Raw genomic sequence first — 12,694 nt, 5'->3', positions numbered from 1 at the left:
GGTAATGATGAAGAAACCTGTCGCAACAGAAAAGTTCGAGCTTGGCGTCTGTTATTATCCGGAGCACTGGCCGGAAAGCATGTGGGAGGACGATTATCGCCGGATGCGAGAATTAGGCTTCACGATCATACGGATCGGGGAGTTTGCCTGGTCGATTTTCGAACCTGCTGAGGGTGAATTTCAGTTCGGGCTCTTTGATCGAGTGATTGATCTAGCTCATAAACATGGTCTTCAGGTTGTGCTTGGCACTCCGACGGCTACACCTCCAGCTTGGCTGACCTATAAGTATCCAGAAGTACTCAATGTGACCTATGAAGGTGTTACGCTTCAGCATGGCATGCGCCGTCATTATAATTACAGCAGCCTCAAATACCGTGAGCTGTGTGCGCGGATTACGGAACAAATGGCTGAACATTATGGGAATCATCCGGGTGTGGTTGGCTGGCAAATTGATAATGAACTGAACTGCGAGATCAGTGAATTTTATTCGGAGAGTGACCACAGGGCTTTTCGGGAATGGCTGCAGCATAAATATGTCACGCTTGAGCAGCTAAACGAGGCTTGGGGGGCTGTTTTTTGGAATCAGAGCTACAGTGATTGGTCTCAGGTATATCTTCCACGTCCGACTCCATCACCTAAGCAGCCCAATCCTCATCAGGCTTTGGATGAAAAAAGGTTCATATCGGACAATACGATTTCTTTTGCCAAAAACCAAGCGGATATCATCCGTAAACTCGCCCCTAAGCAATGGGTAACAACAAACGGTCTGTTCGGGCATCTCGACAGTCATGAATTGACGGATGGATTGCTAGATTTCTTCAGCTATGATTCCTATCCTCAGTTCTCTACTATTTTTTATGATCCGAATGAGCAGAATCCGCTGAATGATAGAGGCTGGGGGCTGTCATTATCGGTTGTTCGTTCCATTTCCCCGAATTTCTGTATTATGGAGCAGCAGTCGGGACCTGGGGGATGGGTGAACCGGATGGATATGCCTTCTCCGAAGCCGGGACAGATGCGGTTATGGACCTATCAATCGATCGCTCATGGCGCCGACATGGTGCTATATTTCCGCTGGCGGACCGCTACGATGGGCAATGAAATTTATTGGCATGGCATTAACGACTACCATAACCAGCCGAACCGAAGAGTGCGGGAAGCGGGACAGATCGGTCAAGAGTTGGCAGCGGCAGGTCAAGCGCTTGTCGGTACACGTAATCAGGCTAACGTTGCTATTGTTCGTGATTATGCTAATGAGTGGGATGGAGAATACGATGTTTGGCATGGTCCATTTATGTGGAAGAGTAACAAGGAGTGGTACAAGGCCCTTCAGCGGAAGCATATCCCAAATGACGTACTCTATTTACGCAAAAAGACAACGCTGGAAGAGCTTGCACGGTACGACGTGCTTATCTATCCTCACCCGGCGATCATGACAGATGAGACAGCGTCACTCCTAGATGCATATGTTCAGCAAGGTGGAAAACTGATCTTCGGATGCAGAACCGGCTATAAGGATGAACGCGGCCAATGCTATATGCGTCCTTTCCCAGGTGCTGCTAGGGATTTATGCGGAATCACAGTCGAAGAATTCACAATGGTTAAGGGCAGTCGTCAGCCAACAACGATTAGCTGGTCGGGTGCGACCGAAGTGATTACTGGGGCAGATGATTTTAATGATATTCTTCGTATTGAGGATGCTTCGGCCGAAGTCATGGCGGTTTATGCCTCTGATTATTATGCGGGAAAACCGGCGGTTACGAGAAATCGTCGCGGTAAGGGTGAGGTGTGGTACTACGGAGCAGTCTTTAATGAACAGGCAGCGTCCATAATCATTGATCAAATCGGTTTGCAGTCGCCAGCAAAGTGGATCGAGCTTCCAGCAGAAGTAGAGCTGCAAATTCGTAACGGGGCTTCTTTCAGCTATACTTTTTTACTTAACTATAGTGAAACGCCTGCCTCTTTACATCTGCATGAGACTAAAACGGATTTACTGAGCGGAACAACGTTATCGGGTGAGATTACTCTGGAAGGCTTTGGTGTATTGATTTTGCATTAAGACTATGAAATAGCTAATGAAAATAATTGGAGTTACGTATTAGAGATCTAATATGTAACTCTATTTTTTTTTTATTAGAGCTCTTCAAGGGGATACTTTTTAAATATAGTTATTTATTCCAAGTAAATACAATGAGCAACAGGTACAATATAAAGGATACTCTAGATTTGAAGGAGGGAAGTCTTGTGATCATTGAAGCTGAGAAAGTATTGTTGCAGTATTCGTTCATCGAGCCAATCATTGAATTCATTAGACATAATGAAAATATTACATTTAAAGTGACCAACAAACCGGATAATAAGCAGTACTTGTTACGCATACATAAACCAATATCTGAAGGGTTCTCAGGCTTGCAACATACTCGAGATGGATTGCAGTCTGAAATGTTTTTTCTACGAGAAATCGATCAAAATAACATACTGAAGGTTCAAAGACCTGTAGTAAATCAAAAGGGAGAATTGGTTACTGAATATATTTCTGATCAATTTGGTACCAGTTTGGCAACTCTTTTAGAATGGATCGAAGGTTCGACGCTTACCCAAGATGAAGACAACATTGAACAAATTGTATTTAGATTAGGCGAAAATCTTGCCAGTTTACATAAATTTTCACGAACGTTAATGCCCTTGAAGTTACATAGACCTGTCTACGACGTCCAAAAGATTGATGAAACGTTGAAAGAACTTCGACAGGGTACAAACAACGGAGTCCTGAATCAGGAGGATTACGATGTTATTAGTAGCGTTCTATTCGTAGTAAAACAACAGTTAACAGAACTGGACGCTAGGGACAACTCATGGGGATTCATTCATGCTGATTTTCAACTGGGGAATGTCGTTGTGTCAGAATACAATCCAATCTTAATAGATTATTGCTTATTTGGTTACGGATACTACTTGTTTGATTTGGGCTCCGCATCTTCCATGCTAAAAAGTGAGCTCCGAAAAACGCTTTTGGATGGTTATGCATCTAAAACAAGCTTTTCACTGGATGAGATTCGGTACATTGAAGGACAAATATTTATGGATATTTTTATTAGTTACGTATTTTTCATTCATGACTCTGAGAGGAACGGCTGGATTCAAGAGCATGCCTCCAAAATATGTAGCACGCTTTGTCGAGATTTTCTTGAGGGAAAAGAGGTATATTATTCGTTTTAGCGATGTTGTGATACATTAATGGAGAATGTTAAATGAAGGGACTGAACTATGCGCAGAGATCATTATTTTTAAACCAACTATTAAAATTTAATGGAGGTAAAAATAATGTTAACTACAGAGTTACGTACAGAACGATTACATTTAAGAAAAATGAAAGTCTCGGATTCTCCTAGTTTGTTTAAAATTTGGTCTGATCCAGAGGTTACCAAGTTCATGAATGTTGATTGTTTTACTGATGAAAGTCAGGCGAAAGATATGATTAAGCTTCTTGATGAATTTTCTCAAGATAACAAAGCTATTCGTTTCTCTATAATTGAAATGGAATCCGATGAAATCATAGGTTCTTGTGGTTTTAATTTCTTAGATTTTGAAAATGCAAAAGCGGAAATTGGATATGACATTACTAGAGCATTTTGGGGAAGAGGATACGCTTCAGAGGCTATCTGTGCTTTGTTAGATTACGCATTCTTATCATTAAAGCTGAATCGAATCGAAGCAAAAGTGGAACCCGAAAACGTGAATTCAGTAAAAGTCTTACAGAAGCTGAACTTTACGTTTGAAGGAACACTAAGACAGTCTGAAAGAGTAAACGGGAAGTTTAACGATCTCAATATGTATTCCAAATTGATAACAGATTGATTATTAACGGGCAGTATAGCGCAAAAACTTAGATTTATCCCAGAGGTTATATAGGTCTCCATAAGGAATAAAAACTTATACAGTATAAATATAGGAGTTGACCAAATGGAGACAATATTAACGGAGGAAATGATCTTGGATGACCTCATAAAAACATTTCATCGTTCATTCGGTTTGAATGTAATTGATACTACTTCAATAAAACGAGGCTGGTTAAATTTAAAGTGGAAAGTTACGACGGATGCAGGAGATTTTTTACTTAAACAATACAACAAAGAAAGATATAAATTATATAACCCAGAGGAGATATTGTTAGCACTCTCTCAACAGATTAGATTGTATGACCAAGGTCTAGCGTGCCCGAAAGTGTTATCACAGAATGAAAGTATTTTGCTTGAATCTGATAATGGAGAACGCTTCCTGGTGATGGAATATTGTCAGGGAAAACTAATTTCATCAGGTAAAACTAATGTCAACCAAATATACGATTTAGGCCGAGCAACAGGAAAAATGCATCGATTGCTAAATGACGGGACACTTGGCAGTGAAAATAGCCCACAATTTATTCCTCCAAGCCGTGAGGAGCGTTTAGCTCATTGGAACTCCGTTTGGGAAAAGACTAAGGGAGTTGGTAACCCTCAGTTGCTTACTGATATAGAAACTCAAATTAAAGCTACTGAAGAAATGAATATTGAACTACTCGAATTACTTCAAACAGGATGGGCACATCGTGACCTTTGGGTAGATAATCTTTTATTTAATGATAACGGATTAACTGCAATTCTAGATTTTGATCGACTAAAATATGACTATCCGCAACTTGATGTAGCTCGTGCTGTGATGTCATGTGCCTTAGATGATAATTTAGATGTCTCCTTGGCATCGGCGTTTATGGAAGGGTACAGTGAGGAACGCGACGTGGTAGAGGGCTATTTAACACATTCATTACAGTTGTTGTGGTATATGGAAAGCACATGGTGGATTAATGCTAACATGGATCAACATAGTGTACCGCCAGCTCGCTTTGCAAAGGAAATGATTTGGCTTGCTGAAAATCAAAAAAAGTTGTCCGCTTTGTTAGGGAATATTTAGACAACGCGGAACACTATAGTTCAATTAAACAGCGACAGTCTAGGGCTTTGTTTTCCCAGTCGATGACTGCCGCTGTTTCAATTATTGAGGTTAGTCTACTAAGTAATTTCAGTGAAGATTAAATGCGGTCTGCGCTGCCAACGGACACAGGAGTCCTTATTTGCTCAAAAGTAGCTGATTTGGGGCTTTTTCGGACTCCAGTGCAGCTATTGGCTGAAAACTGTGGCAAAATGAGGTGTTTTGGAGTGAATAGTGCCTTCTGGGTCCGATAGCTGCCCCAAAAGGCGCTTTTTTCGTAAATAGCGACTATACAGTCCGCAAGACAATTAGGAACCTCACCTAATGCACGCTCGTGCCAACTCATGAAGAATCCCACTAAACACGCTCCCGCAACCGCATGACGAATCCAACCAGCCACACTCCCACCAACTCATGACGAATCCCACCAAACACGCTCCCGCAACCGCATGACGAATCCAACCAGCCACACTCCCACCAACTCATGACGAATCCCACCAAACACGCTCCCGCAACCGCATGAACAATCCAACCAGCCACGCTCCCGCTAACCGCATGAAGAATCCGCCCAAGCACGCTCCCACCAACCGCATGACGAAACCGACCAAGCACACTCCCGCTGACCGCATGACGAATCCCACTAAACACGCTCCCGCAACCGCATGACGAATCCAACCAGCCACACTCCCACCAACTCATGACGAATCCCACCAAACACGCTCCCGCAACCGCATGAACAATCCAACCAGCCACGCTCCCGCTAACCGCATGAAGAATCCGCCCAAGCACGCTCCCACCAACCGCATGACGAAACCGACCAAGCACACTCCCGCTGACCGCATGACGAATCCGCCCAAGCACACTCCCGCCAAACGCATGACGAACCCCACCAAGCACGCTCCCGCCAACGCATGACGAATCTGCACAAGCACACTCCCGCTAACCGCATGACGAATCCGCCCAAGCACACTGAGCGCAACAGGTTCACTTTTTCTTCAGGAGCAGACTATTTTCCCCGTAATCCACATTGACTTGAGTTTGTCTCACCCCTATGATGATTATTAATATAAAATAAATGGCACGAAGAGGAGCGAAACATCATGGCTTTGGAGATCGAACGCAAGTTTCTGCTGCCGGAATTTCCGGAGCGACTAATTCAAGAAGGTGAATTGAAGATTGTGACCCGGCATAATATCGATCAGACGTATCTGGCGATAGACGGAGGACAAGAGCTGCGCGTGCGTAAAATTACGGATTTGGACTCAGGTGAGGTAACCTACACACACACGTTTAAGGATGGCAAAGGGATCAAACGCGAAGAAATCGAATATTTTATCTCAGAAGGTTTATATAATCAGATGATTGAGGCGGTAAATGCGGTAGCTTTGGTCAAAGAGCGGATTACGGCGGTATGGAATGACGTAACGGTTGAGATCGACGTCTATTCTCAACTAAAACTGTCCGTTCTAGAGGTTGAATTTGAATCTCTGGAGGAAGCGGAAAGCTTCAAGGCGCCTGAATGGTTCGGCAAGGATGTCAGCACGGAGCGGCAGTACAGCAACAAAACGGTCTGGAAAGAGCTACAAAATAAGACAAAGAATTAACGGACTTTAGCGCGTAAACGTGGTAGTATATAGGGAAAACAAGCAGCTATAAAGTGAAATTTATATTTATATATATTATATAGAGGGGTTCAGGAGGATGAGCATGAAGTATATAAGCACAAGAGGCAATGTGGAACCTAAAGGCTTTATCGATACGGTGTTGATGGGACTTGCGGATGATGGCGGACTGATGGTCCCTTCAGAGATTCCTGTCGTTTCAGCAGCTACTTTGGAAGAGTGGAGAAGTCTTAGCTACCAGGAGCTGTTCCTGAAGATCTTCGCCTATTACACTAATGATGAGATTCCTTTCGAGGATTTGCAGGAAATGGTCAACACTAGTTATGGCAATTTCCGCGCACCGGAAGTAACGCCAATTCACCAAGTAAATGATTCCTTATATGTACTGGAATTGTTCCATGGGCCTACTTTTGCCTTCAAAGATGTAGCGCTGCAGTTTATGGGTGAGCTGTACTCTTATATTTCCAAAAAGCAGAACAAGATCATCCACATCCTCGGAGCAACCTCGGGGGATACTGGGGCTGCTGCCATTCAGGGTGTTCGCGGTAAAGAAGGAATCAAGATCTGTATTCTTCATCCACATGGTAAGGTAAGTAAAGTGCAGGAGCTGCAGATGACTACGGTAGATGACAGCAATGTACTGAACCTGTCTGTTCATGGTAACTTTGATGATTGCCAGAAGGTGATTAAGGATCTGTTCGCGGATCTCGACTTTAAGGGTCGTTATCACCTACGTGCGATTAACTCCATTAACTTTGTGCGTATTCTGGCGCAGACCGTCTACTATTTTTATGCGTATTTGCATGTCGATGGCAGCAGCGAGAAGAAGATTAACATCAGCGTACCTTCCGGTAACTTCGGTAATATTTTCTCCGGATATTTGGCTAAGCAAATGGGCTTACCGATTAACAAACTAATTATTGCTACGAATGAAAATAACATTTTAGAGCGTTTCGTGAACACTGGTGAATACAAGCCAGGCAGCTTTACAAGCACGTACAGTCCTTCGATGGATATCCAAGTGGCGAGCAATTTTGAACGTTATCTGTATTATTTGGTAGGCGAGGATTCCGAGAAGTTATCTGCGTATATGTCCAAGCTGCAGACTGAGGGTAAGATTACGGTTGAAGGCGAAGCACTTCAGCAGGTGCAGCAGGATTTTGCAGCGCTGGGTGTGAAGAATGACGAATGCTTAAATACGATCACTAAGTATCAAAAAGAACATAGCTATCTGCTTGATCCGCATACTGCATGTGGAATCGCGGCTTATGAGGCTTTTAATGGCTCGGATGAGATTGGGATTACCTTTGCGACCGCACATCCAGCTAAGTTTGATGAGGCGATTACCCTGATCGACATTAAGCAAGAATTCCCGGCACAAATTAAAGCTTTGTTCGAGATGCCACAGCACCAAATGGTAGTGGATCATGACAAGGATGAAATTGTACGTCAATTGCAGGCTTTTTATAAATAAGCTGTAATTTAATATGGCTCAAAAGGCTCCTGTTCTTGGTTAAGAATGGGAGCCTTTTTTTAACGTTTTAGAAAGTATATATAGGGACGCCGAAGGCGTTTATGCTTGCTGCACCTTGGGACAAATCATGTTGCATTTACTATGAAAAGTGTGGTATTGACGAAAGATGAAGAGTGGTGCTTTTTTTCACAAGATGGATCTATCGGAATTTGTCGGAAAATTGTCCTGAAAAGTAGACATGACCACCCAGAGAGTGAGAAAATAGCATATAGAGTTTTAGTAAGAACTAAAAAGGACGGGATTATCATGACAATTCGTTTCGGGGTCATTGGAACAAACTTTATTACAGACCGCTTCGTGCAAGCCGGCTTGGAGAATGAGGAGTTTATCCTGACAGCCGTGTACTCCCGCACAATGGAGAAGGGTCAGGCCTTTGCTGCAAAATATGCTGGAGCTACAATTTATACGAATCTGGAAGATATGGTTTCCAGTAAAGATGTCGATGCTATATATATTGCGAGCCCAAACTCCATGCATGCTGAGCAGGCGATTATGTGCTTAAATCATGGCAAGCATGTGCTTTGTGAGAAACCGGCTGCCTCAAACAGCGCGGAGCTTAGAGCTATGATTGAAGCTGCGCGGGACAATGATGTGTTACTAGTAGAAGCGATGAAGTCGACATTCATGCCGAATTTCGGAGTGATCAGAGACAATTTGTATAAAATCGGCCAAGTTCGCCGTTATTTCGCAAGCTATTGTCAATACTCATCGAGATATGATGCCTATCGGCAGGGAACGGTGTTAAATGCCTTCAATCCAGCCTACTCTAATGGCTCGTTGATGGATCTTGGTGTTTACTGCTTGTATCCTATGGTAGTCTTGTTCGGGAAACCAAAGTCTGTACAGGCCGTGGGTCTCATGCTTACTTCTGGAGTGGATGGCGAAGGAAGCATTGTCATGCAATACGATGATATGGACGCAGTTGTGATGCATTCCAAAATCGCTGATTCCTATTTGCCAGCCGAGATTCAAGGGGAAAATGGTACAATGGTGATCGACAAGATCAACCAGCCTTATCAAGTGAAGATTCATTATCGTGACGGGACTGTCGAGGAGCTTACGCAGCCTCAGGTGTACGAGTCTATGTATTATGAGGTTGAGGAATTCATCAACCTAATTAAGATTGGTGAACGGGAGAGTAGAATTAATACGCATGCGAATTCCTTGGCGGTAGCAGAGGTTATGGAGGAAGCCAGAGCGCAGATCGGCCTCCGCTATGCCGCAGATTTATAAATAGAAGGGGAGCAGCACTTGAAGACTTTTAAAAAGGTATACATTGAGATAACAAGCGTCTGCAACCTGGCCTGCAGCTTTTGCCCACAAACTGCCCGAACGAAGAACTTTATGAAGCTCGATACGTTTAATACGATATTAGATGAAATTAAGCCACATAGTAATCATATTTACCTTCACGTTAAAGGTGAGCCCCTGCTGCATCCCAAGATTGGTGAGCTGCTCGATGCCGCCCATGCCAAGGGGTTCAAGGTCAATATTACAACTAATGGTACGTTAATTCATAAGGCTGGGCCTAAGATTCTTGGAAAACCCGCACTACGTCAGATGAACTTCTCTCTGCATAGCTTTGATGGACATGAAGGCTCAGAGAACCGCGAAGGATATCTGTCAGAGATCATTTCTTTTGTAAGGGAAGCTTCTGCGCAAGGAGTGATTATTTCCTTCCGGTTGTGGAATTTGACGGAGGATAATCTGACTAATTTGGAGAAGAATCGTAACCGTGAGACGCTTGCTCTGCTGGAGGAAGCCTTTAACCTTGATTTCAAGATCGAAGAAAAGGTCGTACCTGGCAGCGGCGTCAAGATTGCCCCACGCGTGTATCTCAATCAGGACCATGAGTTCCGTTGGCCTGCGCTGAACGAGCCAGAGGATGACGGAAAAGGGTTCTGTCATGCGCTACGTAGCCAAGCAGCAATCCTCGTAGATGGTACCGTCGTGCCGTGCTGTCTGGATGGTGAAGGAGTAATCAACCTCGGAAACATTCATGAGACTCCGTTCTCAGAAATCGTTGAGGGTGAGCGAGCGAATAATCTATTTTATGGGTTCTCTCGTAGAGAGGCAGTAGAAGAGCTGTGCCGCAAGTGCGGATATCGGCAGCGGTTCGGAACTTAATGATTTGAATGTAAACAGAACTTGGACATGGCTATTTCATGAGTCCTGGTTCTGTTTTTTAATTTACGGGAGTGTATATATAATAATAAGTCTTTATAGTCTCCATTGTGGAGCGAAGGAGGAGTATATGCTGAAATCGTTGGAAGCCATCACCTTATACCGTGAAGGCGTACAAGAGCATTTGGAGGATAATCTTTGGCTGAAGCTTATTGTCCAAGCCGAGGAGCAAATTGTAAATTTGGAACGTGTGGAATCTCTGGAAGAGTTGGATCACAGAAATCCAGTGCTGGACTATGTGGAACGCAGTCTGCGGATTCTGGATCAGCTGCCCCGTTCGATTTGGATCAAAGAGCTTGTGGAAGAAACGTTAATCTGGTCAGAAACGGCTAAGGGTGGCACATCAAAAGAGCGGCTGCTTTGGCAGGAGGAAGGTATTAATTGTTTTGTACATAACATTGGTTCCGCACAGATATATGACAGACATTTGGATAGGACTGTCTCCGAGAAAGGCGCGATGGTTCATCGGTTAATTGAGACTCATGGACTCATAGGGCAGCAAATTCGTGGGGAGGTGCCTTCAGAAGTGAATAAGCCTCTCCATGAACTTGTGGAAGAGCAGCTGCTGACTGCGGAGGAACTGGAACGCTTGCTGACGGTACTCAATCATTGCATTATCGGAGCAGTATCTCCGGAGTTATGGCTGAATGTACAGCATGAAGTGAAGCAGCTTATCGCCTTGATTTCCTCCGGTAACCTTGCTAGTCCTATGCCGATGAAGGAAAGGCTGCGCAGAATGCGTCTAGGTCCGATCGCTAGAGGAGAGGATTTCACTACGGAATGGACTAAGCTGACACAGGAAGGCTTCCATGCGGAACGGTTGGAGTCTTTAAGTAAGATTATCTTCTGGTATGTGGAATCTGCAATGCAGACCTTCTCGTTGGAGCAATTTCTGAAGGTGATGGTGCTTGCTGCCGAAAGGGCGCAGAATAAACCCATAAGCCATATTAGCTTTGAGCACGTTATGAACAGCATTTACTACGACTACAAGGGTGTTAAGAAGATCAATGTTTATAAGAAGCGGATTATAGAAAAATATTTATCGGAGCTTACATGGGAGAATATTGAACAAGGGACTTTACCTGCTGAGAACCCTCATCTAATACTTCGTCAATATTCTAAGGCGCATTTGCCAGACACGATGTTTTTTCAGTTCCAATTCTCAGCAGCGGCAGAGAAGCTGATCGAATTCTGTATGGAAGCTGAAAAATCACCTTTATATGAACGTGCTGTGCTGCTGTTGTTCGACCTGTTCGAGTTGCGGAGGGACGCCTTCGACCGTTTTCATAATGAAGATACCTACTTAACACAAATGAATAGTACGGCAGATTATAAGGCTGTGATTCTGGAACATGTCACTGGGAAGAAGGTGCTGGATATCGGCCCGGGCGGCGGTGTGCTGCTGGATTTGCTGGAAGAACGTATGCCAGAGGTTACCCCAATCGGCATTGATATATCGAGCAATGTAGTGGAAGCCCTAGGTCAGCGTAAGCAGCGGGAAGGACGGCATTGGGAGGTTCTTCAGGGAGATGCGCTGAATCTTAAAGATTTCGTGGAGGCTGGAACGGTGGACACGGTAATCTTCTCTTCGATTTTGCATGAGCTATACTCTTATGTACCGCTTAATGGTAAAAAGTTCAATCATGACACCGTCTCGGCCGCTCTGCGAAGTGCCTTTGATGTATTGTCAGTTGGCGGGGTTATCATTATCCGTGATGGGGTTATGACCGAACCCACATCTTTGCTGCGGAGAGTTCGCTTTCTGGAGGAGGACGGTTTAGCATGGCTGGAGCGTTACGCGAAGGATTTTGCCGGACGTCAGATTCAATATGAGAGATTCGAGGAACAAGAAGTGCTTATGCCAGTTAATGATGCTATGGAATTTTTATATACGTATACTTGGGGCGAAGAGGCTTACATTCATGAAGTTCAGGAACAGTTTGGTTATTTTACCCCTACGGAGTTTGCCTCATTTATTGAACGGAATTTAGGAAAGCAGGCGAAGATTGAGGTCTTCCGGCATTACCTGCAAGAAGGTTATACCGAAGCGCTGCGTGATAGGGTAAGGATCATGGACGAGAGCGGGCAGGAAGTAGCGCTGCCGGACAGCACCTGCTTTATTGTGATTCGGAAGGAATAACGAAAGAATAACATCATTTGCATCTAAAAAAGCAATCGGCAAACCCTCTGAAATGGAGGAGGTCCGATTGCTTTTTCTATGTAGCGAAGCTTGCCCTTGTTAGATTAGTATTTCTAGCTGACTGATTATAAGAAATTGTGGTTGGAAATTTTAAAAAAGTAGTTCAATTTATTAATTTTATTAACCTTTGAATGTTGTTAGTATAATCAATATAGCGCTTACTTGCAGGTGAAGACGAGAGAGAGT

At 43.9% G+C, this 12,694-nt stretch carries 10 protein-coding genes; 9 read left to right on the top strand and 1 reads right to left on the bottom strand.

The window, feature by feature from the left end; all coding sequences use genetic code 11:
- Window positions 1-7 precede the first annotated feature (7 nt).
- From NSS67_RS30140 to NSS67_RS30125, 4 genes are all read left to right on the top strand, one after another.
- Complete coding sequence (locus NSS67_RS30140) at window positions 8-2,059, top strand: beta-galactosidase (protein ID WP_339320748.1); 2,052 nt, start codon at window positions 8-10, stop codon at window positions 2,057-2,059.
- A 185-nt stretch (window positions 2,060-2,244) separates the two neighbouring features.
- A complete protein-coding gene (locus NSS67_RS30135; protein WP_339317461.1) occupies window positions 2,245-3,219 on the top strand; it encodes a phosphotransferase in 975 nt (324 codons plus the stop codon).
- A 90-nt stretch (window positions 3,220-3,309) separates the two neighbouring features.
- Entirely contained in the window at window positions 3,310-3,858 is a 549-nt protein-coding gene (locus NSS67_RS30130; protein WP_339317460.1) for a GNAT family protein, read from the top strand.
- A 105-nt stretch (window positions 3,859-3,963) separates the two neighbouring features.
- Window positions 3,964-4,950 (top strand): phosphotransferase, encoded by a 987-nt coding sequence (locus tag NSS67_RS30125; RefSeq protein ID WP_339317459.1) that lies wholly within the window; start codon window positions 3,964-3,966, stop codon window positions 4,948-4,950.
- 375 nt (window positions 4,951-5,325) lie between these two features.
- On the opposite strand, the gene NSS67_RS30120 is transcribed toward NSS67_RS30125, so the two are convergent.
- Window positions 5,326-5,865 (bottom strand): hypothetical protein, encoded by a 540-nt coding sequence (locus NSS67_RS30120; RefSeq protein ID WP_339317458.1) that lies wholly within the window; start codon window positions 5,863-5,865, stop codon window positions 5,326-5,328.
- A 203-nt stretch (window positions 5,866-6,068) separates the two neighbouring features.
- Here NSS67_RS30120 and NSS67_RS30115 point away from each other — a divergent pair, with 203 nt between their 5' ends.
- The 5 genes from NSS67_RS30115 to NSS67_RS30095 all read left to right on the top strand — a co-directional run bounded on the left by NSS67_RS30115 (window position 6,069) and on the right by NSS67_RS30095 (window position 12,448).
- Window positions 6,069-6,572: a CYTH domain-containing protein gene (locus NSS67_RS30115; RefSeq protein ID WP_339317457.1), complete on the top strand. Its 504-nt coding sequence runs from the start codon at window positions 6,069-6,071 to the stop codon at window positions 6,570-6,572.
- 103 nt (window positions 6,573-6,675) lie between these two features.
- Window positions 6,676-8,064 (top strand): threonine synthase, encoded by a 1,389-nt coding sequence (gene thrC, locus NSS67_RS30110; protein WP_339317455.1) that lies wholly within the window; start codon window positions 6,676-6,678, stop codon window positions 8,062-8,064.
- A 306-nt stretch (window positions 8,065-8,370) separates the two neighbouring features.
- Window positions 8,371-9,357, top strand: coding sequence for a Gfo/Idh/MocA family oxidoreductase (locus tag NSS67_RS30105; protein ID WP_339317454.1), 987 nt, complete (start codon window positions 8,371-8,373; stop codon window positions 9,355-9,357).
- A gap of 18 nt (window positions 9,358-9,375) precedes the next feature.
- Complete coding sequence (locus NSS67_RS30100) at window positions 9,376-10,251, top strand: radical SAM/SPASM domain-containing protein (protein WP_339317453.1); 876 nt, start codon at window positions 9,376-9,378, stop codon at window positions 10,249-10,251.
- Window positions 10,252-10,378: 127 nt separating this feature from the next.
- Window positions 10,379-12,448, top strand: coding sequence for a class I SAM-dependent methyltransferase (locus NSS67_RS30095; protein WP_339317452.1), 2,070 nt, complete (start codon window positions 10,379-10,381; stop codon window positions 12,446-12,448).
- The last annotated feature ends 246 nt before the right edge of the window (window positions 12,449-12,694 follow it).

The organism is Paenibacillus sp. FSL R10-2734 (genome assembly GCF_037963865.1).
Taxonomy (GTDB): domain Bacteria; phylum Bacillota; class Bacilli; order Paenibacillales; family Paenibacillaceae; genus Paenibacillus_AQ.
This window is presented reverse-complemented; position numbering and strand designations above follow the sequence as displayed.